The organism is Cellulomonas sp. P22, assembly GCF_044392165.1.
Genome location: NZ_JBISBW010000002.1, coordinates 392,069 through 416,084, shown reverse-complemented (window position 1 = coordinate 416,084; position 24,016 = coordinate 392,069). Strand labels below are relative to the sequence as shown.

The 24,016-nt window shown below is 73.1% G+C and carries 19 protein-coding genes; 16 read left to right on the top strand and 3 right to left on the bottom strand.

Annotation, left to right across the window (positions count from 1 at the left end; all coding sequences use genetic code 11):
• Positions 1-58: 58 nt before the first annotated feature.
• The 16 genes from ACGIF2_RS02630 to pyk all read left to right on the top strand — a co-directional run bounded on the left by ACGIF2_RS02630 (position 59) and on the right by pyk (position 20,224).
• A complete protein-coding gene (locus ACGIF2_RS02630; protein ID WP_396043152.1) occupies positions 59-1,963 on the top strand; it encodes an ABC transporter ATP-binding protein in 1,905 nt (634 codons plus the stop codon).
• Complete coding sequence (locus ACGIF2_RS02625) at positions 1,960-3,822, top strand: ABC transporter ATP-binding protein (RefSeq protein WP_396043149.1); 1,863 nt, start codon at positions 1,960-1,962, stop codon at positions 3,820-3,822. Before ACGIF2_RS02630 ends, ACGIF2_RS02625 begins: the two co-directional genes overlap by 4 nt.
• Before the next feature lie 80 nt (positions 3,823-3,902).
• The gene (gene hisI / locus ACGIF2_RS02620; RefSeq protein ID WP_396043147.1) at positions 3,903-4,331 is read left to right on the top strand and encodes a phosphoribosyl-AMP cyclohydrolase; all 429 of its coding nucleotides are present in this window, start codon (positions 3,903-3,905) and stop codon (positions 4,329-4,331) included.
• Positions 4,328-5,899, top strand: coding sequence for an anthranilate synthase component I (locus tag ACGIF2_RS02615; protein WP_396043145.1), 1,572 nt, complete (start codon positions 4,328-4,330; stop codon positions 5,897-5,899). The genes hisI and ACGIF2_RS02615 overlap by 4 nt, the downstream gene beginning before the upstream one ends.
• The gene (locus ACGIF2_RS02610; protein ID WP_396043143.1) at positions 5,896-6,522 is read left to right on the top strand and encodes a Trp biosynthesis-associated membrane protein; all 627 of its coding nucleotides are present in this window, start codon (positions 5,896-5,898) and stop codon (positions 6,520-6,522) included. The genes ACGIF2_RS02615 and ACGIF2_RS02610 overlap by 4 nt, the downstream gene beginning before the upstream one ends.
• Positions 6,523-6,683: 161 nt before the next feature.
• Positions 6,684-6,935, top strand: coding sequence for an HGxxPAAW family protein (locus ACGIF2_RS02605; RefSeq protein ID WP_396043141.1), 252 nt, complete (start codon positions 6,684-6,686; stop codon positions 6,933-6,935).
• Positions 6,936-7,057: 122 nt separating this feature from the next.
• Positions 7,058-7,609, top strand: a complete 552-nt coding sequence (locus ACGIF2_RS02600) for a DUF4190 domain-containing protein (RefSeq protein WP_396043139.1) — start codon at positions 7,058-7,060, stop codon at positions 7,607-7,609.
• 21 nt (positions 7,610-7,630) lie between these two features.
• Positions 7,631-8,098 (top strand): DUF2752 domain-containing protein, encoded by a 468-nt coding sequence (locus ACGIF2_RS02595; protein WP_396043356.1) that lies wholly within the window; start codon positions 7,631-7,633, stop codon positions 8,096-8,098.
• A gap of 47 nt (positions 8,099-8,145) precedes the next feature.
• Positions 8,146-8,565, top strand: coding sequence for a DUF4190 domain-containing protein (locus ACGIF2_RS02590; protein WP_396043137.1), 420 nt, complete (start codon positions 8,146-8,148; stop codon positions 8,563-8,565).
• Between the two features lie 128 nt (positions 8,566-8,693).
• On the top strand, positions 8,694-9,506 hold the full coding sequence (trpC, locus tag ACGIF2_RS02585) for an indole-3-glycerol phosphate synthase TrpC (RefSeq protein ID WP_396043135.1): 813 nt from the start codon (positions 8,694-8,696) through the stop codon (positions 9,504-9,506).
• The gene (trpB, locus tag ACGIF2_RS02580; RefSeq protein ID WP_396043133.1) at positions 9,503-10,783 is read left to right on the top strand and encodes a tryptophan synthase subunit beta; all 1,281 of its coding nucleotides are present in this window, start codon (positions 9,503-9,505) and stop codon (positions 10,781-10,783) included. The genes trpC and trpB overlap by 4 nt, the downstream gene beginning before the upstream one ends.
• Positions 10,780-11,619, top strand: a complete 840-nt coding sequence (gene trpA, locus ACGIF2_RS02575) for a tryptophan synthase subunit alpha (protein WP_396043131.1) — start codon at positions 10,780-10,782, stop codon at positions 11,617-11,619. Before trpB ends, trpA begins: the two co-directional genes overlap by 4 nt.
• On the top strand, positions 11,616-12,506 hold the full coding sequence (lgt, locus tag ACGIF2_RS02570) for a prolipoprotein diacylglyceryl transferase (RefSeq protein ID WP_396043129.1): 891 nt from the start codon (positions 11,616-11,618) through the stop codon (positions 12,504-12,506). The genes trpA and lgt overlap by 4 nt, the downstream gene beginning before the upstream one ends.
• Before the next feature lie 148 nt (positions 12,507-12,654).
• Positions 12,655-17,220, top strand: coding sequence for a glutamate synthase large subunit (gene gltB / locus ACGIF2_RS02565; protein ID WP_396043127.1), 4,566 nt, complete (start codon positions 12,655-12,657; stop codon positions 17,218-17,220).
• Complete coding sequence (locus tag ACGIF2_RS02560; protein ID WP_396043125.1) at positions 17,213-18,697, top strand: glutamate synthase subunit beta; 1,485 nt, start codon at positions 17,213-17,215, stop codon at positions 18,695-18,697. The genes gltB and ACGIF2_RS02560 overlap by 8 nt, the downstream gene beginning before the upstream one ends.
• A 90-nt stretch (positions 18,698-18,787) precedes the next feature.
• The gene (pyk, locus tag ACGIF2_RS02555) at positions 18,788-20,224 is read left to right on the top strand and encodes a pyruvate kinase (protein WP_396043122.1); all 1,437 of its coding nucleotides are present in this window, start codon (positions 18,788-18,790) and stop codon (positions 20,222-20,224) included.
• Between the two features lie 84 nt (positions 20,225-20,308).
• Here pyk and ACGIF2_RS02550 read toward each other — a convergent pair whose 3' ends face one another.
• The 3 genes from ACGIF2_RS02550 to ACGIF2_RS02540 all read right to left on the bottom strand — a co-directional run bounded on the left by ACGIF2_RS02550 (position 20,309) and on the right by ACGIF2_RS02540 (position 23,996).
• Positions 20,309-21,499: a bifunctional 2-methylcitrate synthase/citrate synthase gene (locus tag ACGIF2_RS02550; RefSeq protein WP_396043120.1), complete on the bottom strand. Its 1,191-nt coding sequence runs from the start codon at positions 21,497-21,499 to the stop codon at positions 20,309-20,311.
• A gap of 77 nt (positions 21,500-21,576) precedes the next feature.
• Positions 21,577-22,470, bottom strand: coding sequence for a methylisocitrate lyase (gene prpB / locus ACGIF2_RS02545; RefSeq protein ID WP_396043118.1), 894 nt, complete (start codon positions 22,468-22,470; stop codon positions 21,577-21,579).
• Positions 22,470-23,996, bottom strand: a complete 1,527-nt coding sequence (locus tag ACGIF2_RS02540; RefSeq protein ID WP_396043115.1) for an MmgE/PrpD family protein — start codon at positions 23,994-23,996, stop codon at positions 22,470-22,472. The genes prpB and ACGIF2_RS02540 overlap by 1 nt, the downstream gene beginning before the upstream one ends.
• Positions 23,997-24,016: the final 20 nt, after the last annotated feature.

Here is a 24,016-nt window from a genome sequence, read left to right as displayed (position 1 = left end):
GGGTGCGGGTGCCACATGAGAAGATCCTCAGATCCCTGAACCTTGTGAGAGGACCGCTGTGCCCGCGCGCCCCGAACCACCGACGCAGGTGGCGCTGTCCGGATCCCTTCCTCGGCGCTCGGCGGCCCTGCTCTGGCGAGGCATCGCGTCCCAGCCGCGCACGTACGCCCTGGCCATCGGCACGTCGGCGGTGTTCGGCGCGTCGACGGTCGCGGTGAGCCGGGTGCTGGGCGCGGTGACCGACGACGTCGTGGTCCCGGCCCTCGCCGGCTCGGCCGAGGCCCGTGCGGACATCTGGCTCGCAGGCCTCGCGCTCGTCGCGGTCGCCGTGACGCTCGCGGTGAGCGTCGCGGGCCGACGGATCTTCGCGGGCATCGGCGTCGTGGACCAGCAGGTGGGGTTCCGCACCCGTGTCACGCGGCAGTACCTGCACCTGCCGATGTCGTGGCACCGGCGCCACCCCACCGGCCAGCTGCTCTCGAACGCGAACGCCGACGTCGAGGCCGCGACCAACGTGTTCAACCCGCTGCCGTTCGCGCTCGGCGTCGTCGTGATGATCGGGGTGGCGGCGGTCGCGCTGCTGCGCACCGACGTGTGGCTCGCGCTCGCGGCCTTCGTCGTGCTGCCCCTCATGATGGTCGCCAACGTGGTGTTCGAGCGGCGCATGTCGCCCGCGATCACGCACGCGCAGCAGCTGCGGGCCGACGTCTCCGACCGCGCGCACGAGAGCTTCGAGGCCGCGCTGCTGGTGAAGTCGCTCGGCACCGAGGACCGCGAGGAGCAGCGCTTCGCCGCGACGTCGGGCCGGCTGCGCGACGCGAACGTCCGGGTCGGGATGATCCGTGCGTTCTTCGACCCGACCATCGACATGCTGCCGAGCCTCGGCACGCTGGTCGTGCTCGTGGTCGGCACGGTGCGCGCCCGCGACGGGGCCGTCGGCACGGGAGACATCGTCGCTGCGGCCTACCTCCTGACGCTCATGGCGGTCCCGGTGCGGGCCTTCGGGTGGGTGCTGGGCGACCTGCCGCGCGCGCTCGTCGGGCACGACCGGGTCGCGCGCGTGCTCGACGCCCGCAGCACCCTGCCGGCGGGCACCGGGACGCTGCCGGCGTCGTCCGACGGCGCCCACGTGCGGATGCGCGGGGTGGGCGTGCGGGTGCCGGTGGGCAGCGGCACGGCCGACCTGCTCGCTGACGTCGACCTCGACCTCGCGCCCGGCCGCACCGTCGCCCTCGTGGGCCCGACGGGTGCGGGCAAGACGACCCTGGTGTCGCTGCTCAGCCGGCTCTCGGACCCGACGAGCGGCACCGTCGAGGTCGACGGCCACGACGTCCGCGAGCTGGTCCCCGAGGACCTGACAGCGCACGTCGCGCTCGTGGCCCAGTCGACGTTCGTGTTCGAGGACACGGTGCGCGGCAACGTCACGCTGTGCGACGTCGGTGAGGAGGGCGCGCCGAGCGACGAGGACGTGTGGGCCGCGTTGCGCCTGGCCCGCGTCGACGACGTCGTGAGTGCGCTGCCCGGCGGCCTCGACGCCCCGCTCGGCGAGCGGGGCTCCAACCTGTCGGGCGGCCAGCGCCAGCGCCTCGCGCTCGCGCGCGCCCTGGTCCGTGGGCCGCGGCTGCTCGTGCTCGACGACGCGACCTCGGCGGTCGACCCGCGCGTCGAGCAGGACATCCTCGCCGGGCTGCGCTCGGGCGTCCCCACGCCGGGTGGTGCCGTGACGACGCGGCGCCCGACCGTCCTCATGGTCGCCTACCGCATGTCCTCGGTGGCCCTGGCCGACGAGGTGGTGCACCTCGACGGCGGGCGGGTCGTGGACCGCGGCACGCACGCCGAGCTGCTCGCGCGCGACCCCGGCTACCGGGAGCTCGCGACCGCCTACGAGCAGGAGTCGGCCCGACGGGCCGCCGCGCAGGACGACGCCGCGGGACGCCCGGCCTCGGAAGGAGACCGGTCATGAACGCCGCACGGACCCGCAGGCAAGCGCGCCGCCCCCCGGCCGCCGCCCAGGCACCCGGCTCTGACCACCGCATCGGCTCGACGGGCACGCCCGGGGTGCTCGCGACCCTCCGTCGCGGCATCCAGGTCTCGCCCGAGCTCGTCGAGGGCATCGGGGTCACGGTGGTGCTCGCTGTGCTCGCCGCGGTGGGCCACGTCGTGGTGCCGGTCACTGTGCAGCAGACCATCGACACCGGCATCCTCGCCGCGGGCGGTCCCGACGTGCAGCGGGTCGTGACCCTCGTGCTCCTCGCGGCCGTCGGGCTGGTGCTCGGCGGGGTGTGCTCGGCGCTGGTCAACGTGCGCCTGTTCCGCGCGAGCGAGCGCGGGCTGTACTCGTTGCGGGTGCGGGCCTTCCGGCACGTCCACGACCTGTCGGTGCTGACCCAGAACACCGAGCGGCGCGGGTCGCTCGTCTCGCGCGTGACGTCCGACGTCGACACCATCTCGATGTTCGTGCAGTGGGGCGGCATCATGCTGCTCGTCTCGGTGCTCCAGCTCGGCGTGGCCACCGCGCTCATGGCGGCCTATTCGTGGCAGCTGACGATCCTGGTGTGGCTGTGCTTCGTGCCGCTCGCGATCGTGCTGCGCCCGTTGCAGTCGCGGGTCAACGCGGCGTACACGGCGGTGCGCGAGCGGGTCGGGGCCATGCTCGGCGCGGTGTCCGAGGCCGTGGTGGGCGCCGAGACGATCCGTGCCTACGGGGTCCAGGCGCGCACCCAGCGCAAGATCGACCACGCGATCCTCGCGACCCGCCACGCGATGGTGCGCGCGCAGAACATCGTCTCGGTCGTGTTCTCGAGCGGTGTCTTCGTCGCCAACTTCGTGCTCGCGGCCGTGGTGGTCGGGGGCACGTTCCTGGGGGTCGCGGGCGAGCTCAGCGTCGGGCGGCTGCTCGCCTTCCTGTTCCTCGTGCAGCTGTTCACGGGGCCGGTGCAGATGGCCACCGAGGTGCTCAACGAGCTGCAGAACGCCGTGGCGGGGTGGCGGCGCGTGCTCGCGGTCGTCGACACGCCCGTGCAGGTCGCGGACCCCGGTGCGGCGGGCCGGGCGACGGCCCGCGGTCCGGCGGCCGTCACGCTGCGGGGGGTCGGGTTCGCCTACCCGGACGGGCCGCCCGTGCTGCACGACATCGACCTCGAGATCCCGGCGCGCACCTCGGTCGCCGTGGTGGGGGCCACGGGGTCGGGGAAGACCACCATCGCCAAGCTCGTGGGCCGGCTCATGGACCCCACCTCGGGCGAGGTGCTGCTCGACGGCGTCGACGTGCGCGACATCACCGTCGCGTCGCTGCGGCGGCGGGTCGTGATGGTGCCGCAGGAGGGGTTCCTGTTCGACGCGACGCTCGGGGAGAACATCGCCTACGGGCTGCGCGACGCCGACCCGGCCGACCCGGCCTCGTGGGAGCCCGAGGTGCGCACAGCGCTCGCCGAGCTCGGCCTGGGCGACTGGCTGGCGGAGATGCCCCGTGGCCTGCAGACGCCGGTGGGGCAGCGCGGCGAGTCGCTCTCGGCCGGCGAACGCCAGCTCGTCGCGCTCGCCCGCGCCTACCTCGCGGAGGCTGACCTGCTCGTGCTCGACGAGGCGACCTCCGCGGTCGACCCGGCCACGGAGGTGCGGATCGCGCGCGCGCTCGGTTCGCTGACCCGGGGCCGGAGCACCCTGACGATCGCACACCGGCTCTCGACCGCGGAGGCCTCCGACCTCGTCGTCGTGGTGGACGCCGGCCGCGTGGTCGAGGTCGGCACGCACCACGAGCTGGTCGGGCAGGGCGGGACGTACGCGGGCATGCACGCGAGCTGGATGGCGCAGACGCGCTGACCGCCGCCCGGGCGTGCTGCGGCGCGTCCGCGCGGCGGACCCGTCCGCCGTGTCGCAGGCGTGCGTGGGAAGATCCTCCCGTGCCCGCACCCTCGTCCTCCGCCCCCGCACCTGTCCCCGCCGACGGGCTCGACCCGGCGATCGCCGCCCGGCTCCGGCGCGATGCCGCCGGGCTCGTCGCCGCCGTGGTCCAGCAGCACGACACCGGTGAGGTCCTCATGGTCGGGTGGATGGACGACGAGGCGCTGCACCGCACGCTCACCTCGGGACGGGTGACGTTCTGGAGCCGCTCGCGCCAGGAGTACTGGCGCAAGGGCGACACCTCGGGCCACGCCCAGTACGTCAAGTCGGTGAGCCTCGACTGCGACGGCGACGCGCTCCTCGTCCAGGTCGACCAGGTCGGGGCCGCCTGCCACACCGGCACCCGCACGTGCTTCGAGGCCGGGGGCCCGCTGCCCGCCGCCGTCGGCCACCGTCCCGTCTCGCCGACCACCGAAGGAGCCTCATGAGCGCGCCTGCCGCCCCCGCCGCGACCACCACCCCGGTCGAGGTCCCGTGGGGTGCGACGTGGCCGCTCCTGGCAGAGTTCCGCTCGCTCGCCGCGGGGCGCCGGGTGGTGCCCGTCGTCCGCCGGCTGCTCGCCGACGACGTGACGCCCGTCGGGCTGTACCGGACGCTCGCGCAGGGTCGTCCCGGCACGTTCGTGCTCGAGTCGGCCGAGTCGGACGGCACGTGGTCGCGCTACTCGTTCGTGGGGGTGCGCTCGCGCGCGACGCTCACGACGCGGGCCGGACGCGCCGTGTGGCACGGCGACGTGCCCGTGGGCGTGCCGCTCGAGGGTGACCCGGTCGCTGTGCTCGGCGAGACGCTCGAGGTGCTGCGGACCCCCGCGGTGCCGGGCCTGCCCCCGCTCACCGGCGGCCTGGTCGGAGCGCTCGGCTGGGACGTCGTGCGGCACTGGGAGCCGACGCTGCCCGCGCAGGCCCCCGATGAGCTCGGCGTCCCCGAGCTGACGATGTGCCTGGTGAGCGACCTCGCGGTCGTCGACCACCACGACGGCTCGGTGTGGCTCGTCGCGAACGCGATCAACTTCGACGACACCGACGAGCGGGTCGACGAGGCGCACACCGACGCGCTCGCCCGCCTCGACGCGATGCAGCAGGGGCTGCTGCACCCCGCGCCCCCCGCCGCGGCCGAGCTCGCGGACGTGCCCGAGCCCGAGCTCGAGTTCCGCACCACGCGCGCCGACTTCGAGGACTCGGTGCGCGCTGGCCAGGAGGCCATCCACGACGGCGAGGTCTTCCAGGTGGTGCTGTCCCAGCGCCTCGACCTCGACTGCCCGGCCGACCCGATCGACGTCTACCGGGTGCTGCGCACCATCAACCCGAGCCCGTACATGTACTACCTCCAGCTCGAGGACGCCGACGGCAAGGGCTTCGCGGTGGTGGGCTCGAGCCCCGAGACGCTCGTCAAGGTCACCGACGGCCGGGTCGTCACGTTCCCGATCGCGGGCTCCCGGCCCCGTGGCGTGGACCCCGAGCACGACAAGGAGCTCGTCGACGAGCTGCTCGCCGACCCCAAGGAGCGCGCCGAGCACCTCATGCTGGTCGACCTCTCGCGCAACGACCTGGTCAAGGTGTGCGAGCCGGCCAGCGTCGAGGTCGTGGAGTTCATGGAGGTCAAGCGCTTCAGCCACATCATGCACATCTGCTCGACGGTCGTCGGGCACCTGCGGGAGGGCGCGACGGCCCTGCAGACGCTCGTCGCGACGTTCCCCGCGGGCACCCTGTCCGGGGCGCCCAAGCCGCGCGCGATCGCCCTGATCGACGAGATCGAGCCGGCGCGGCGCGGGATCTACGGCGGGACGGTCGGCTACTTCGACCTCGCGGGCGACATGGACATGGCCATCGCGATCCGCACGGCCCTCATCCGGGACGGCCGCGCGAGCGTCCAGGCCGGTGGTGGCATCGTCGCCGACTCGGTGCCGGCACTTGAGTACGAGGAGTCGCGCAACAAGGCGGCCGCCGCGGTCCGGGCCGTGCAGGTCGCGGCGCGGCTGCGGGCGGTCCGCCGATGACGACGGCTCCCTCACAGGTCGCCTCGCGGGGCTCGTCGTCCCGGGGCGGTGGCCGCGGACGCGTCGCCCTGCTCCTGGCGCTGCTCGCGGGCCTCACGGCGCTCGGTGCGGTGCCGGTGTGGCTGCGCACGCAGGGCACCAGCGCGCTCGAGGGCCAGGTCCCGGTCGACGTGACCGGCACGCAGGCAGCCCCCGGGGTGATCGCCGCGGCTGTGGTGCTGCTCGCCGCGGCTGCCGCGGTCGGCCTGGTGGGGCGCATCGGTCGCTGGGTGGTCGTGGGGGTCGTCGCTGCCGCCGGTGGCGTGGTGGTGTGGTCGACGCTCGATGTCGTGTCGGCGCCGGAGCCCGCGGCCGAGGTCGTCGCCGCGGCCGTCACCGGCGTCGGTGCGCTCGCCGCACCCGTGACGCTCACCGCCTGGCCGTGGGTCGTGCTCGCGATCGGGCTCGTGGACCTGCTCGCGGCGGGCGTCGTGGTGCGCTCCTCCCGCCGCTGGCCGCGCCCGACGCGACGTCACACGACCGTCGCCGCCGGCGCGGGCGCCGGCGCGGAGACAGCCCTGCCCGGACCCGACGACGACCAGGCCGCCTGGGACGCGTTGACCCGGGGCGACGACCCCACCTGACCCCGCACGGCAGGCCTCGCCGGCCGCGCGCCGAGACGAGCTGGTCCGATATAGGCTGTCCAGCAGAACCCTGAAACGAAAGGCGCTGCCACATGGCCGACAAGACTGTCGAACGTCGTCCCGGGGGAGTGGCCCCGACGGGTTCCACCTCCGAAGAGACGGTGACCCTTCCTCCGCTCGCGCCTCCGACCAACCACGGGCACACGACCGCCGCGTGGACCACTGTGATCTTCGTGCTCGTCGGGTTCCTGGTCGCAGGCCTGGCGATCGTGTTCGCCCAGCCGTGGCTGTTCTGGGCCGGCATGGTCGTCATCGTCGTCGGGCTCCTCGTGGGCAAGGTCCTGCAGATCCTGGGCCACGGCCAGGGCGGAGCCCAAACGCTCGCCAAGCAGGCCGCCAACGGCGCACACTGAAGGATCGGGCTCGGGTCCGGCCGCGCGCCGCTAGTCTTCGTGAACGGCCTTCACGCTGATCAGGGCCGCAAACCGATCTGATCCTGACCGGCGAACCCGTCGGCGAGACTCCAGGAGTGACGATGTCGACCCCGAACGAGCCGCAGGACCCGTACAGCACCGGCGACCAGCCCGAGCAGCCGGGCACGCCGCCCACACCGCCCAGCGGTGGCGAGCAGCAGCAGCCGCCGCCGGCCGCGCCCCCGTACGGCGCGCCCCAGCAGCCCACGACGCCGCAGCAGCCGCAGTACCCGGCCGCGCCGCAGTACGGTGCGCCTCAGTACCCGGGGGCGCCGCAGTACCCGGGGGCCCCGCAGTACGGCGCGCAGCCCGGCTACGGGCAGCCCGCGTACGGGTACCCGAAGAACAGCCTCGCGGTGTGGTCGCTCGTGCTGGGCATCGTGGCGTTCGTGCTGTCGTGCGGGCTGTTCACCGGCATCCCGGCCATCATCGTCGGCAACAAGGCCAAGAAGGCCGTGACTGCCGGTGAGGCGAACAACGGCGGGATGGCGACCGCGGGCATCATCCTCGGCTGGATCGCGACGATCCTGTCGATCCTCCTCGGGATCGTCATCGTCATCGCCATCGCGAACGGCGACTGGAGCAGCGTGAACGACATGGGCACGAGCTACTGAGCCTGCTGCCCCTTGCCTGACGTGACCGAGCACGGCCCGCCCCCGACCACGGAGGCGGGCCGTGCTGCGTCGGGCACGCTCGCAGCCCGCTGGGGACGGCTGCGTGGGCCCGTGGCGGTCGCAGCGCTGACGGGGGCCGCGACGCTGTACGTCGCCCTCGTGGACCCGCACACCCCCGGGCACTACGCGATCTGCCCGCTGCTGCGCCTGACCGGTCTGTACTGCGCCGGGTGCGGTGGCCTGCGGGCGACGCACGACCTCGCGCACGGTGACCTCGCGGGTGCCTGGGCGATGAACCCGTTGTGGGTGCTCACCGTCCCGCTGCTCGGGGTGCTGTGGACGCGGTGGGTGGTCGGCTCGTGGCGGGGCAGCACCCCCGCGCCGGACCGGCGGCCGCGGACCTGGACCGCGTGGCTGCTGCTCGTCGTGGTGCTGGGCTACTCGGCGCTGCGCAACGTCCCCGTTCTGGCCCCCTGGCTCGCCCCCTGAGCCCTACGCTCGCCTGACCTTCGGATGACGAGAGAGAGCAGCGTGCGATGAGCGACGAGCAGGCGGGTCGGCCGGACCCGGGCGACCCGTACCCCGGTCAGCACCCCACCGGTCAGCCGTACCCGGGTCCGTACCCGTACGCCGCGGGTCAGCCCTACCCGGGCTACGCACCCGGGTACGCGTACCCGCGCAACGATCTGGCTGTCTGGTCGCTCGTGCTCGGCATCGCGTCGTTCGTGCTCGGGTGCCTGTTCTTCACGGGCATCCCCGCGGTCGTGCTCGGGAACAAGGCCAAGCAGGCTGTGGCCGCGGGGGAGGCGAACAATCCCGGGCTGGCGTCCGCAGGGGTCGTGCTCGGGTGGATCTCGATCGTGCTGGGCGCGGTCGGCGTCGTGTTCGCGGTCCTGGCCCCGCTGGTGCTCGCGGGCGTCTTCGCGGGGGCTCATTCGCTCGGCTGGCAGGGCTAGCCTGCCGGGGTGGTCCCAGGGTGTGGCCGCTGGTCGGAGGCTCTCGCCCTCGCCCCTACGATGGCCGGAGGGGGACCTCGCCGTCGACCCGGACGGCGGGGCGGGCACCGAAGGGGGATTGAGGCGTCATGACAGTTCTCGACGACATCGTCGCGGGGGTCAGGGAGGACCTGGCCGTCCGCGAGGCGGCGACCCCGCTCGCGGCGCTCAAGGAGCGGGCGGCCCGCATGCCCGAGGCCAAGGAGTGCGTCTCACGGCTGCGCGTCGAGGACGCCGTGACAGTGATCGCCGAGGTCAAGCGCTCGAGCCCGAGCCGCGGCGCGCTCGCCGCGATCGCCGACCCGGCAGCCCTCGCCGCCGAGTACGAGAAGGGCGGCGCCACGGCGATCTCGGTGCTCACCGAGCAGCGCAAGTTCAACGGCTCGCTCGCCGACCTCGACTCGGTCCGCGCGGCGGTCGACATCCCGGTGCTCCGCAAGGACTTCGTGGTCACCCCCTACCAGGTGTGGGAGGCCCGTGCGCACGGCGCCGACCTGGTGCTGCTCATCGTCGCGGCGCTCGAGCAGACGGTCCTGACCTCGCTCGTCGAGCGCGTGCACTCGCTCGGCATGACGGCCCTCGTCGAGGTCCACGACGCCGAGGAGGTCGCCCGGGCGGCGGACGCCGGGGCGCGGGTCATCGGCGTGAACGCCCGCAACCTCAAGACCCTCGACGTGGACCGGGGCACCTTCGCCCGGGTCGCCCCGTCGATCCCGGCGGGCATCGTCCGGGTCGCGGAGTCCGGCGTGCGCGGCCCCCACGACGTCATGGACTACGCCCGCGCGGGCGCGGACACGGTGCTGGTGGGCGAGGCCCTCGTGACCGACGACGCGCCGCGCGAGTCGGTCGCCGACCTCGTCGCCGCCGGTGCGCACCCCTCGCTGCGGGCGGTGCGCCAGTGACCGGTCAGCACCCCACCCCTGGTCCGCTGTCCACGCACGCCGGCCCCTACTACGGGGACTTCGGCGGCCGCTTCGTGCCCGAGGCGCTGATCGCGGCCCTCGACGAGCTCGAGACGGAGTACCACAAGGCGCTCGCCGACCCCGCGTTCGGGGCCCAGCTCGCACGCCTGCACAAGACGTACACCGGGCGGCCGAGCCCGCTCACCGAGGTGCCGCGGTTCGCGCGGCACGTGGGCGAGGGCGTCCGCGTCTTCCTCAAGCGTGAGGACCTCAACCACACCGGCTCGCACAAGATCAACAACGTGCTCGGGCAGGCGCTCCTGGTCAAGCGCATGGGCAAGACGCGCGTCATCGCCGAGACCGGGGCCGGGCAGCACGGCGTGGCCACCGCCACGGCCGCCGCGCTGATGGACCTCGAGTGCACGATCTACATGGGAGAGGAGGACACCCGCCGGCAGGCCCTCAACGTCGCCCGCATGCGGCTCCTCGGCGCCGAGGTCATCCCCGTGACGATCGGGTCGCGCACCCTCAAGGACGCCATCAACGAGGCGTTCCGCGACTGGGTCGCGAACGTCGAGACGACCCACTACCTGCTCGGCACCGTCACGGGACCGCACCCGTTCCCGGAGATGGTGCGCGACTTCCACAAGATCATCGGCGAGGAGGCGAAGGCGCAGCTGGCCGACGAGATCGGCCGCCTGCCTGACGCGGTCGCCGCGTGCGTCGGTGGCGGCTCCAACGCCATGGGCGTCTTCAACGCGTTCCTCGACGACCCGGGCGTGCGGCTGTTCGGGTTCGAGGCGGGCGGCGAAGGGATCGACACCGGGCGCCACGCGGCGCGGTTCAGCGGCGGCTCGCCGGGCGTGCTCCAGGGCGCGAAGTCGTACCTGCTCCAGGACGAGGACGGGCAGACCCTGCCCAGCCACTCGATCTCGGCGGGCCTCGACTACCCGAGCGTCGGCCCCGAGCACGCGTGGCTCCACGAGATCGGCCGGGTCGACTACCGACCGGTCAACGACGTCGAGGCGATGGAGGCGTTCCGGCTGCTGTGCCGGACCGAGGGCATCATCCCCGCGATCGAGTCCGCCCACGCGCTCGCGGGCGCGATCCAGATCGGCGCCGAGGCGAAGTCCTGGACGGTCGCCGACGGCAGCGAGCCCGTCATCCTCGTGAACCTCTCGGGTCGGGGTGACAAGGACGTGGCCACCGCGGCCGAGTGGTTCGGCCTCATCGACGCCGACGCCGTCCCGAACCTCGACGAGGGGACCCAGCTGTGAGCCTCACCCAGACCCGTCGGCGCACGGGCGACCTGCTCACCCGGCTCGCGGCGGGGGAGGACGGCGCCCCGGGGCGTGCCGCGCTCGTCGGCTACCTGCCCCTCGGGTTCCCCGACGTCGCCCGCTCGGTCGACGCGGCCGTGGCGATGGTCGAGGCCGGTGCGGACGTGGTCGAGCTCGGCCTGCCGTACTCCGACCCCGGCATGGACGGACCGACGATCCAGTACGCCGCCGAGCGCTCGCTCGCCGGCGGGACCCGGGTCCGGGACGTCTTCGGCGCCGTCGAGCGGATCGCGGCCGCCGGCGCCCCCGTGCTCGTCATGACGTACTGGAACCCTGTGCTGCGCTACGGCGTCGACGCGTTCGCCCGCGACCTCGCCGCGGCCGGTGGGGCCGGTCTCATCACCCCCGACCTCATCCCCGACGAGGGGGCTGACTGGATCGCCGCCTCGCAGCAGCACGACCTCGACCGGGTCTTCCTGGTCGCACCGAGCTCGACCCCCGAGCGGCTCGCGTCGACCGCGGCCGCCTGCTCGGGCTTCGTCTACGCCGCCTCCACGATGGGTGTCACGGGCGAGCGGGCGACAGTCGGCGTGCGCGCCGAGCAGCTGGTCGCGGACACCCGCGCCGCCGGCGCCGAGCACGTGTGCGTGGGGCTCGGCGTCTCGCGTCCCGAGCAGGCGGCCGAGGTCGCCCGGTACGCCGACGGCGTGATCGTCGGCTCCGCGCTGGTGCGCGCCGTGCAGGAGCAGGCGGACGACCCCGTGGGCGGGCTGGACCGGCTGGCCGAGGTCACCGCCGCGCTCGCCGCCGGAGTCCGCGGAGCCCGCCGATGACCCTCGCCGCGCTGGTCGTCCCGGGCGCCATCCCGAGCCCGCCCGAGTCGGTCTGGCACCTGGGACCGTTCCCGCTGCGGGGGTACTCCCTGTCGATCCTGCTCGGCATCGCCGTCGCGGTGTACATGACCCAGCGGCGCTGGGTCGCGCGCGGTGGCAAGTCCGACGACGTGCTCGACATCGCGTTCTGGGCGGTGCCGTTCGGCATCGTCGGAGGTCGCATGTACCACGTGATCTCCTCGCCCGATCAGTACTTCGGCAAGGGGGGCGACCCCTGGAGCGCGTTCGCGGTCTGGGAGGGCGGGCTCGGGATCTGGGGGGCCGTGGCCTTCGGTGCGGTCGGGGCCTGGATCGGGTGCCGACGCCTGGGTGTGCGCCTGGCACCGTTCGCCGACGCGCTGGCCCCCGGGCTGCTCGTGGCGCAGGCCGTCGGGCGGCTGGGCAACTGGTTCAACCAGGAGCTGTTCGGTGGCCCGACGACGCTGCCCTGGGGGTTGCGCATCGACGACCTGCACCTGCCCGCCGGCTACGAGTCGGGCACGCTGTTCCATCCGACGTTCCTCTACGAGATGCTGTGGAACCTCGCGGGCGCCGCGCTGCTCATCTGGATCGACCGGCGCTACCGGCTCGGCCACGGGCGCGTGTTCTGGCTGTACGTCGTGGTCTACACCACCGGGCGGCTGTGGATCGAGCTGCTGCGCATCGACCCGGCCCACATGATCGGGCCGTTCCGGCTCAACGTCTGGACGTCGATCGTGGTGTGGCTCGGCGCGCTGGTAGCGTTCGTGGTGGTCGGACGTCGGCATCCTGGACGCGAGACGACACTCCTGCTGGCGTCACCGGCCTCGCAGGAGTCCGAAGAGAGTGCACCCGACTCCGCTCGCTGACCGCGGCGGGCGGTGGTCCCTCACCACGGCGATGTGACCTGGCTCTCCGGGGCCGGGTATCGTCGTGTGACGCTCGGGCCAATGGCGACCCACGTTTCCCTCCCTGTTGTCGCTATGCCCCGGTCTCGGGGTTCTGAGGACGGTGCTGATGTCCACGGTGACCCCCGGTGTGCTGCGCGCACCGACGTCGCAGGGTCTGTACGACCCGGTGGCTGAGCACGACGCCTGCGGGTTCGCGTTCGTCGCGACCCTGCGCGGCACGCCCGGGCGCGACATCGTCGACGCGGGCCTGACGGCCCTGCTCAACCTGGACCACCGTGGCGCGGTCGGCGCCGAGCCGGACAGCGGCGACGGCGCGGGCATCCTCACGCAGATCCCCGACGCGTTCCTGCGCGACGTGGTCGACGCGGAGCTGCCGCCCGTCGGCCGCTACGCGATCGGCATGGCGTTCTTGCCGGTCGACGCCACCGAGCAGGCGGCCGCCGTGCGCGCGATCGAGGCGATCGCCTCCGAGGAGAAGCTCGACGTCCTGGCCTGGCGCGACATCGCTGTCACGGCCGACCTCGTGGGCCCCACCGCCCGCGCGTCGATGCCCGTCTTCAAGCACCTCGTCGTGGCCGACCCGTCACGCGAGCTCGCCGACATCGACCTGGACCGTCGGGCGTTCCGGCTGCGCAAGCGTGCGGAGCGCGAGCTCGGCGTCTACTTCGCCTCGCTGTCGGCCCGGACCCTGACGTACAAGGGCATGCTGACCACGAGCCAGCTCGAGCCGTTCTTCGCCGACCTGTCGGACCCGCGCTACGCGAGCGAGCTCGCGCTGGTGCACTCGCGGTTCTCGACCAACACCTTCCCGTCGTGGCCGCTCGCGCAGCCGTTCCGGATCGTGGCGCACAACGGTGAGATCAACACCGTGCGCGGCAACCGGAACTGGATGGCCGCGCGCGAGGGCACGCTGTCGAGCGAGGTCCTCGGCGACCTGGCCCCGCTGCTGCCGGTCTGCACGCCCGGAGGCTCGGACTCGGGCAGCTTCGACGAGGTGCTCGAGCTGCTGCACCTGGCCGGCCGCTCGCTGCCGCACGCCGTCATGATGATGATCCCGGAGGCGTGGGAGAACCACGCCCAGATGGACCCGGACCGGCGCGCGTTCTACGAGTACCACTCCACGCTCATGGAGCCGTGGGACGGCCCCGCGGCCATGACGTTCACCGACGGCACGCTCATCGGGTCCGTGCAGGACCGCAACGGCCTGCGCCCGGGCCGCTTCTGGGTGACCGAGGACGGGCTCGTCGTGATGGCCTCCGAGGCCGGCGTGCTCGACCTCGACCCGTCGACGATCGTGCGCAAGGGCCGGCTCGAGCCGGGCCGGATGTTCCTGGTCGACACGGGCCAGGGCCGGATCATCGAGGACGAGGAGGTCAAGGCCCAGCTCGCGGCGCAGCGTCCCTATGCGCAGTGGGTCCGCGACAACTCGATCTACCTCGACCAGCTGCCCGAGCGCGAGCACGTCGCGCACTCCGCCGCCTCGGTGCGCCGGCGCCAGCGCGCCTTCGGCTACACCGAGGAAGAGCTCAAGATCATCCTGAGCCCGATCGCGGCCACGGGCGCCGAGCCGCTCGGCGCGATGGGGTCGGACACCCCGGTCGCTGTGCTCTCGCAGCGTCCGCGGCTGCTGTTCGACTACTTCACGCAGATGTTCGCTCAGGTCACGAACCCGCCGCTCGACGCGATCCGTGAGGAGCTCGTGACCGCGATCGGCGGCGCGATCGGCCCCGAGCCGAACCTCCTCGAGGACCTGCCCGAGCACGCACGCAAGCTCGTGCTGCCGTTCCCGGTGATCGACAACGACGCGCTCGCGAAGATCGTGCGCATCGACAAGGACCCGCGTCTCGCGGGCGTCTTCCGTTCGGTGATGGTGCGCGGCCTGTACAAGGTCGACGGCGGGGGAGCTGCTCTCGAGCGTCGTCTCGAGGAGATCTTCGCCGAGGTCGACCGGGCCGTGGCCGCGGGCGTCAGCTTCATCGTGCTCTCGGACCGCGACGGCGACGCCGACCTCGCGCCGATCCCGTCGCTGCTGCTCTCGAGCGCTGTGCACCACCACCTGCTGCGCCGCCACACGCGCACGCAGGTCTCGCTCGTGGTCGAGGCCGGCGACGTGCGTGAGGTGCACCACGCCGCGCTGCTGATCGGCTACGGCGCGGCAGCGGTCAACCCGTACCTCGCGATGGAGACGGTCGAGGACCTCGCCCGTAGCGGCTACCTGCCGGGCGTCGAGCCCGAGCAGGCCGTCAAGAACCTCATCAAGGCGCTCGGCAAGGGCGTCCTGAAGGTCATGTCGAAGATGGGCATCTCGACGATCGCGTCGTACCGCGCCGCGCAGGTCTTCGAGGCGATCGGGCTCTCGAACGCCCTCGTGGACCGCTACTTCACGGGGACCACGAGCCGGCTGGGCGGCGTCGGGCTCGACGTCATCGCGGCCGAGGTCGCGGCCCGGCACGCCGACGCCTACCCGGCGAGCGGCAACCGGCAGCCGCACCAGCGCCTCGCGGTGGGCGGCGAGTACCAGTGGCGCCGCGACGGCGAGGAGCACCTGTTCGACCCCGAGACCGTCTTCCGTCTGCAGCACTCGACGCGCACGCGCCAGTTCGACGTGTTCCGCGAGTACTCGAAGCGGGTCGACGAGCAGTCCTCGCGGCTCATGACGCTGCGCGGCCTCCTGCAGTTCAAGGAGGGCGAGCGCACGCCCGTGCCGATCGACGAGGTGGAGCCGGTCAGCGAGATCGTCAAGCGGTTCAACACGGGCGCCATGTCCTACGGCTCGATCTCGGCCGAGGCGCACGAGACGCTCGCCATCGCGATGAACAGCATCGGTGCGCGCTCGAACACCGGTGAGGGTGGTGAGGACCCTGAGCGGCTGCACGACCCCGAGCGTCGCAGCGCGATCAAGCAGATCGCCTCGGGCCGGTTCGGCGTCACGTCGGAGTACCTGACGTTCGCCGACGACATCCAGATCAAGCTCGCCCAGGGCGCCAAGCCGGGCGAGGGCGGTCAGCTCCCCGGTCACAAGGTGTACCCGTGGGTCGCGAAGACCCGGCACTCGACGCCCGGCGTCGGCCTGATCTCGCCCCCGCCGCACCACGACATCTACTCGATCGAGGACCTCGCGCAGCTCATCCACGACGCGAAGAACGCGAACCCGCGCGCCCGCATCCACACCAAGCTCGTGAGCGAGTTCGGCGTCGGGACGGTCGCCGCCGGTGTGGCCAAGGCGCACTCGGACGTGGTGCTCATCTCGGGTCACGACGGCGGCACGGGCGCGAGCCCGCTGACGTCGCTCAAGCACGCGGGCACCCCGTGGGAGATCGGCCTCGCGGAGACGCAGCAGACGCTGGTGCTGAACAACCTGCGCGACCGCGTGGTCGTGCAGGTCGACGGCCAGCTCAAGACGGGTCGCGACGTGGTCATCGGCGCGCTGCTCGGCGCCGAGGAGTTCGGCTTCGCGACCGCGCCGCTCGTGGTCTCGGGCTGCGTCATGATGCGCGTGTGCCACCTCGACACGTGCCCGGTCGGCGTCGCCACGCAGAACCCGGAGCTGCGTGAGCGGTTCACGGGCAAGCCCGAGTTCGTCGTGACGTTCTTCGAGTACATCGCGCAGGAGGTCCGTGAGCTGCTCGCGCGGCTCGGCTTCCGCAGCATCCTCGAGGCCGTGGGCCACGTCGAGCTGCTCGACACGCGCCCCGCGATCGACCACTGGAAGGCCGAGGGTCTCGACCTGGAGCCCGTGCTCGCCGTGCCGCAGCCCGTCGAGGGATCGGCGCTGCACCACACCCGCGACCAGGACCACGGGCTCGCCCGCGCGCTCGACAACCAGCTGATCGCGCAGGCCGCGGACGCGCTCGAGCACGGCACGCCGGTGCAGGTCACGCTGCCCGTGCGCAACGTCAACCGCACGGTGGGCACCATGCTGGGCCACGAGGTCACCCGGCGCACCGGGGGTGCGGGGCTGCCCGACGGCACGATCGACGTGACGCTGACCGGATCGGCGGGCCAGTCGTTCGGGGCGTTCCTGCCCCGCGGCATCACGCTGCGGCTGCTCGGCGACGCGAACGACTACGTCGGCAAGGGCCTCTCGGGAGGGCGCATCGTGGTGCGGCCCGACCGCAGCGCCGTGCTCTCGGGCGGCAACAACGTCGTCGCGGGCAACGTGATCGGCTATGGCGCGACCTCGGGCGAGCTGTTCGTGCGCGGCCTCGTGGGCGAACGGTTCGCGGTGCGGAACTCGGGGGCCACGCTCGTGGTCGAGGGCGTGGGCGACCACGGCTGCGAGTACATGACGGGCGGCACCGTCCTCGTGCTGGGTCCCACCGGGCGCAACTTCGCCGCCGGGATGTCGGGCGGCACCGCGTACCTGCTCGACGTCGACCCGGCGCTGCTCAACACCGCCGCGCTCGCCTCGGGGGAGCTCGCGCTCGAGCCTCTCGACGACGAGGACGTGGCGCTCGTCGAGGGGCTGCTGCGTCGTCACGCCGACGAGACGGGGTCGCCCGTGGCCGAGGAGCTGCTCGCGGACCTGGGCGCCACCCGCGCCCGGCTGACCCGTGTCGTGCCCACCGAGTACGCCCGAGTGCGCCGCGCGCTGGCCCAGGCCGAGGCCGACGGCCTCGACCCGGCAGCGCCCGGTGTCTGGAACGAGATCCTGGAGGTGGCCCGTGGCTGACCCTCGTGGCTTCCTGACGGTCCGTGAGCGCGAGCTCCCGGCGAACCGTCCCGTGCCCGTGCGTCTGATGGACTGGCGCGAGGTGCACGAGCACCGCGCCGGGCACCCCGAGGACACAGCAGTGCTCACGCGCCAGGCGGGACGCTGCATGGACTGCGGCATCCCGTTCTGCCACAACGGCTGCCCGCTCGGGAACCTGATCCCCGAGTGGAACGACCTGGTGTGGCGCGGGCAGTGGGCCGACGCGAGCGACCGCCTGCACGCGACCAACAACTTCCCGGAGTTCACGGGCCGCATCTGCCCGGCGCCGTGCGAGTCGAGCTGCGTGCTGGGCATCAACCAGCCGCCCGTCACGATCAAGAACGTCGAGGTCTCGATCATCGACGAGGCTTTCGACCGTGGCCTCGTGACGCCGCAGGTGCCGCAGCGTCTGACAGGGCACACGGTCGCGGTGGTCGGTTCGGGCCCGGCGGGTCTCGCGGTCGCCCAGCAGCTCACCCGCGCCGGGCACACGGTCGCGGTGTACGAGCGGGACGACGCGATCGGTGGCCTGCTGCGGTACGGCGTGCCCGACTTCAAGCTCGAGAAGCGCCACATCGAGCGCCGGCTGGAGCAGATGCGTGCCGAGGGCACCCGGTTCCGTCCGGGCGTCGAGATCGGCCGCGACCTGTCCTGGGACGAGCTGCGCGCACGGTTCGACGCGGTCGTCGTCGCCACGGGCGCCACGGTCCCGCGCGAGCTGTCGCTGCCGGGTCGTGAGCTCGAGGGCGTGCACGTCGCGATGGACTACCTGCACCAGGCGAACTCCGTGGTCGCGGGGCACGACGTGCCGGACCAGATCACGGCCACCGGCAAGCACGTCATCATCATCGGCGGCGGCGACACCGGCTCGGACTGCCTCGGGACGGCGCTGCGCCAGCAGGCCGCGTCGGTCACGACCCTCGCGATCGGCAAGCGTCCACCCACCGAGCGGCCCGCGAACCAGCCCTGGCCCACCGACCCGATCCTGTTCGAGGTGTCGTCCTCGCACGAGGAGGGCGGCGAGCGCAGCTACCTCGCGTCGACCGTCGCGTTCATCGGCGGCGAGGGTGCCGACTCCGGGCACGTGCGCGGGCTGCGGCTCGCGACCACGGAGTACCTGCCGGACGGTCGCCGGGTGCCCACGCCGGGCACCGAGCACGACATCCCGGCCGACCTCGTGCTCATCGCGATGGGCTTCACCGGACCCGAGACCGCCTCGCTCGTCGGGCAGACGGGTGCGGCCCTGACCGCACGCGGTCTCGTCGAGCGGACCGACGACTTCGCGACGTCCGTCCCCGGCCTGTTCGTCGCCGGTGACGCCGGACGTGGTCAGTCCCTCATCGTGTGGGCGATCGCCGAGGGCCGCGCCGCGGCCGCGGCCGTCGACACGTACCTCTCGGGGAGCACCGAGCTCCCCGCGCCCGTCACCGCACGGACGGTGGCGTTGCGCCCCTAGACCCGATCGACGTCGTTACCGGTCGGTGGGAACACTGGCTGGGACGTTCGGTCCCGAACCAGATACCCACGAAAGGCCTAGGCTTGCCCCATGCGTAGAGCAAAGATCGTCTGCACCATCGGACCCGCGACGGAGTCCGCCGAACAGATCCAGGCACTGGTCGACGCCGGGATGGACGTGGCGCGGCTGAACCGCAGCCACGGTGACACCGAGGTGCACCAGCGCGTGTACGACAACGTCCGCGCAGCCGCGCAGGCGTCGGGTCGTTCCGTCGCGGTGCTCGTCGACCTGCAGGGTCCCAAGATCCGCCTCGGCCGTTTCGTCGAGGGCAAGCACGAGCTCGCCGTGGGCGACATCTTCACGATCACCACCGAGGACGTCCCCGGCACCAAGGAGCTCGTCTCCACGACCCACAAGGGTCTGCCGAACGACGCCCGCGTGGGTGACCCGATCCTCATCGACGACGGCCGCGTGCTGGTCCGCATCATCGAGGTCGACGGCCCCCGCGTCGTCACTCGCGTCGAGGTCGCCGGCCCCGTCTCGAACAACAAGGGCCTCAACCTGCCCGGCGTCGCGGTCTCCGTGCCCGCGATGAGCGACAAGGACGAGTCCGACCTCCGCTGGGCCATCCGGACGGGCGCCGACATCATCGCGCTGTCCTTCGTGCGCAGCGCGGCGGACTACGACGACGTGCGTCGGATCATGGAGGAGGAGGGCCGGGTCCTCCCCGTCATCGCCAAGGTCGAGAAGCCGCAGGCCGTCGACAACCTCGTCGAGATCGTCGCCGCGTTCGACGGCATCATGGTCGCCCGTGGCGACCTGGGCGTCGAGCTGCCCCTCGAGCAGGTCCCGCTCGTCCAGAAGCGTGCGGTCGAGCTGGCCCGCCGTGCGGCCAAGCCCGTCATCGTCGCGACGCAGGTGCTCGAGTCCATGATCTCGGCCCCGCGTCCGACGCGCGCCGAGGCCTCGGACTGCGCCAACGCCGTGCTCGACGGTGCGGACGCCGTCATGCTCTCGGGCGAGACCAGCGTCGGTGACTACCCGATCGAGGCCGTGCGCACCATGGCACGCATCATCGAGGTCACCGAGGAGATGGGTCGGGAGCGCATCGCGCCCCTCGGCTCGACCCCGCACACGCGCGGTGGTGCGATCACGCGTGCGGCCGCCGAGATCGGCGAGACGCTCGACGTCAAGTACCTCGTGACGTTCACGCAGTCGGGCGACTCGGCCCGTCGCATGTCGCGTCTGCGCGCCTCGATCCCGCTGGTGGCCTTCACGCCCGAGCGCTCGATCCGCAACGTGCTGTCGCTGAGCTGGGGCGTGCAGTCCTACGAGGTGCCGCCGGTCGCGAGCACCGACGCGATGGTCAAGCAGGTCGACTCGACCCTGCGCGCCAACGGTCTCGTGGAGCTGGGCGACTACGTCGTCGTCGTCGCCGGTACGCCGGTCGGCGAGGTCGGCTCGACCAACTCGATCGTCGTGCACAAGATCGGTGACGACGAGGCGACGTCGGGCCGTATCGCCTGACGCACCGCAGCCTGACGAAGGCCCCCGGGGACGTTTCCCCGGGGGCCTTCGCCGTCCCTGCGCGGGGTGCCGCGCGGGGGTCCGTCAGGCGGCGGGCACGTCGCGACGGGCCGGCCCGGTGTAGCGGCTCAGGGGGCGGATGAGCGCGTTGTGCGCGAGCTGCTCGCGCACGTGCGCGGTCCAGCCCACCACGCGGCTCGCGGCGAACAAGGGCGTGAACGTCGGGGTGTCGAAGCCCATGAGGTGGAACGCCGGACCCGTGGGGTAGTCGAGGTTGGGCCGGATGCCCGTGCGCGCGGCCATCGCGGCCTCGAGCGCGTCGTACAGCGCAGCCAGGTCGTCGCGGCCCGTCGCGGCCGTCAGCGCGTCGAGCTCGGCCTTCATGGTGGGCACCCGCGAGTCCCCGTCGCGGTACACCCGGTGCCCGAAGCCCATGATCTTCTCCTTGCGGGCGAGGGCCGCGGTGAGCCACGCGTCGACGCGGTCGGCCGTGCCGATCTGCTCGAACGCCGTCATGACGGCCTCGTTGGCGCCGCCGTGCAGCGGCCCCTTGAGAGCGCCCACCGCACCCGTGACAGCGGAGTGCAGGTCCGAGAGCGTCGAGGCGATGACCCGCGCGGCGAACGTCGAGGCGTTGAACGAGTGCTCGGCGTAGAGCACCATCGACACCTCGAACGAGCGCACCACCCTCGCGTCGGGCACCGCACCGAACGTCACGTGCAGGAAGTTCGCGGCGTAGCCCAGGTCCTCGCGAGGAGCGACCGGGTCGAGGCCACGGCGTCGACGCTGGTCGAGGGCCACCACGCCGGGCAGCCGCGCCAGGAGCCGTACGGAGCGGGCCAGGTCGGCCTCGGGAGAGGGGTCCTCGCCGGCCTCGTCGAACGCTCCCATGACGCTCACGGCCGTCCGGACCGCGTCCATCGGGTGCGCGTGCCGGGGCAGTGCGAGCACGGCGTCGACCACCGGGTCCGGCAGCGCGCGCTGGGTCCGCTCGTCGTGCTCGAGCGCCGCGAGCTGCGTCTCGTCGGGCAGCTCGCCGGACCACAGCAGGTGGGCGACCTGCTCGAACGAGCACCCCGCGGCGAGCTGCTGCACGGGGTACCCGCGGTAGAGCAGCGAGTCGGACGTGGGGTCGACCGCGGAGATCTGGGTCGTGTCCACCACCACGCCACCCAGGCCGCGGCGGACCTCGAGGGTCGGGGGAGCGGTCGGGGTGGTCGGGGCGGTCGCGGTTCCGGTCGTCCCGGTCGTCCCGGTGGTCTCGTCGGTCGTCATCACGTGCCTCCATCGTCGTTGACGGGTGCGGTGCGGGAGCGGGGGTGCGAGCGGGCCGGGCGCCCGGGGCCGGGACCTCAGAGCCGGAAGGTGTAGATCCCCTCGTCGAACAGGCCGTAGCCGGCGTAGTCGACCAGGTCGTACAGCTCGGACCGGTGCTGCATGCGCCCGAGCAGTCCCTGCTGCGTGCCGGTCGCGCGGATCTCGTCGAGACCAGCGCCCGCGGCGCCCATCGCGAGCCGCAGCAGCGTCACGGGATAGATCACCATGTTGTAGCCCAGATCGGTCAGCTCGCGCGCGGTGAGCAGCTCGCCCTTGCCGAACTCGGTCATGTTGGCGAGCAGGGGCACGTCGATCGCGGCCCGGAACCGCGCCAGCTCGCGGACACCGACGAGCGCCTCGGGGAAGACCGCGTCCGCCCCCGCGTCGACCAGCGCCTTGGCCCGGTCGATCGCCGCGTCGATCCCGTCGGTGGCACGCACGTCGGTGCGGGCCATGACGAGGAAGTCGGGGTCGCGCCGCCCGGCGACGGCCGCGTGGATGCGCTGCACCGCCGTCGCGACGTCGACCACCTGCTTGCCGTCGAGGTGGCCGCAGCGCTTGGGGTTGACCTGGTCCTCGACGTGGCAGCCGGCGACGCCCGCGTCCTCGAGCCCCTGCACCGTGCGTGCGACGTTCATGGGCTCGCCGAAGCCCGTGTCGGCGTCGACCAGGGTCGGCAGGTCGGTCATGCGGGCGATCTGGCCCGCGCGCACAGCGACCTCGCTCGCGGTGGTCAGCCCGATGTCCGGCAGCCCCAGGTCGGCCGCGAGCGCGGCCCCCGAGACGTAGACGCCGTCGAAACCCTTGGCCTCGACGAGCCGCGCGGTGAGCGGGCTGAACGCGCCGGGCAGCTGCAGCAGGTCACCGCTCGCGAGACGTTCGCGCAGCGTGCGGCGCTTGGCGGACGGGGTCGCGCTCGCGTACAGCATCAGAACAGCCCCTCGGGTGAGACGACGGACTCGAGCAGGCCTGCACGGGCCGTGACGCCGAGCCCGGCCAGCTCGCCGGGCTGCAGGGTCGCGAGGCGTTCGGCGACGCCCAGGAACCGCTGCACCTCGGCGTCGTCGAGCACGTCGTGGGCGAGCGTGCGCAGCTTCGCGACGTACTGCGGGCGGGTGAACGGGCGCGTGCCGAGCGGGTGCGCGTCGGCCACGGCGATCTCTTCGACGAGCACGCGACCGTCCTCCAGGGTGATCTCGAGCCGGCCGCCGAACGCCCGTTCGGCGGGGTCGGTCGCGTGGTACCGGGCCGTCCACGCGGGGTCCTCGACCGTGCTGACCCGCTGCCACAGGGCGACGGTGTCGGGCCGCTGGGCGCGTTCGGGCAGGTAGGACGCGACGTGGTGCCAGGCACCGTCCTGGAGCGCGACGGCCAGGACGTACGGGATCGAGTGGTCGAGCGTCTCGCGCGTGGCCGTCGGGTCGTACTTCTGCGGGTCGTGGGCGCCCGAGCCGATCACGTGGTGCGTGTGGTGCGACGTGTGCAGCACGATCGAGCGGACCTGCGCGGGGTCACCGACCTCGGGGTGCTCGTGGTGCAGACGACGCGCGAGGTCGATGGGGGCCTGCGACTGGTACTCGGCCGAGTGCTCCTTCGTGTACGTCTCGAGGATCGAGCGCCGGGGTTCGCCGGGGGCGGGGAGGGCCACCTCGTACCGCGCGTCGGGCCCGTCGAGCAGCCACGCGACCACGCCGTCCTCGCCCTCGTACACCGGGCTCGGTGACGTCTGCCCCCGCATCGCCCGGTCGACGGCCTCGACCGCGACCTTGCCCGCGAAGGCCGGTGCGTAGGCCTTCCACGTCGAGATCTCGCCCTTGCGCGACTGACGGGTCGCCGTCGTGGTGTGCAGCGCCTGGCCGATCGCGTGGAACGTCACCTCGGGGTCCAGGTGCAGCAGCGTGCCCAGGCCCGCGGCGACCGCCGGGCCCAGGTGGGCCACGTGGTCGATCCGGTGGCGGTGCAGGCAGATGGCGCGCACGAGGGCGACCTGGACCTCGTACGCCGTCACGATCGCGCGCAGCAGGTCGTGGCCGCTCGCACCGACGTGCTGGGCGACGGCCAGCAGCGGGGGGATGGTGTCGCCCGGGTGCGCGTAGTCCGCCGCCAGGAACGTGTCGTGGAGGTCGAGCTCGCGCACCGCCACGCCGTTGGCCCACGCGGCCCACTCGGGGCTCGTGCGCACACCGGGCGTGACCCCGAGCACCGTGGACCCGGGGCCGCCCGACGACGGTCCGTGGGTGAGCGCCTGGGCGCGTGCCGCGGCGACGGGTGCCCGGGTGAGCGCTGCCACGGCGACGGCGGTGTCGTCCACGAGCCGGTTGACCACCATCTCGGCGACGTCGGCGTCGACGGGGGCGTCGTCGGCGGCGACCTCGGCGAGCGCCCAGGCCAGCTGGTCCTTGCGCTCGAGCCGGTCCGCGCTCGGGTGCACGCGCACGGTGCGGGTCGGGCTCATGCTGTGCCCTCCAGGGTGGT

Bases quoted from the DNA above. Each gene is read 5' to 3' on its own strand.
- ACGIF2_RS02625 (WP_396043149.1), top strand. From the start codon at position 1,960: ATGAACGCCGCACGGACCCGCAGGCAAGCGCGCCGCCCCCCGGCCGCC.
- ACGIF2_RS02615 (WP_396043145.1), top strand. From the start codon at position 4,328: ATGAGCGCGCCTGCCGCCCCCGCCGCGACCACCACCCCGGTCGAGGTC.
- ACGIF2_RS02610 (WP_396043143.1), top strand. From the start codon at position 5,896: ATGACGACGGCTCCCTCACAGGTCGCCTCGCGGGGCTCGTCGTCCCGG.
- ACGIF2_RS02600 (WP_396043139.1), top strand. From the start codon at position 7,058: ATGTCGACCCCGAACGAGCCGCAGGACCCGTACAGCACCGGCGACCAG.
- ACGIF2_RS02590 (WP_396043137.1), top strand. From the start codon at position 8,146: ATGAGCGACGAGCAGGCGGGTCGGCCGGACCCGGGCGACCCGTACCCC.
- trpC (WP_396043135.1), top strand. From the start codon at position 8,694: ATGACAGTTCTCGACGACATCGTCGCGGGGGTCAGGGAGGACCTGGCC.
- lgt (WP_396043129.1), top strand. From the start codon at position 11,616: ATGACCCTCGCCGCGCTGGTCGTCCCGGGCGCCATCCCGAGCCCGCCC.
- gltB (WP_396043127.1), top strand. From the start codon at position 12,655: ATGTCCACGGTGACCCCCGGTGTGCTGCGCGCACCGACGTCGCAGGGT.
- pyk (WP_396043122.1), top strand. From the start codon at position 18,788: ATGCGTAGAGCAAAGATCGTCTGCACCATCGGACCCGCGACGGAGTCC.
- ACGIF2_RS02550 (WP_396043120.1), bottom strand. From the start codon at position 21,499: ATGACGACCGACGAGACCACCGGGACGACCGGGACGACCGGAACCGCG.
- prpB (WP_396043118.1), bottom strand. From the start codon at position 22,470: ATGCTGTACGCGAGCGCGACCCCGTCCGCCAAGCGCCGCACGCTGCGC.
- ACGIF2_RS02540 (WP_396043115.1), bottom strand. From the start codon at position 23,996: ATGAGCCCGACCCGCACCGTGCGCGTGCACCCGAGCGCGGACCGGCTC.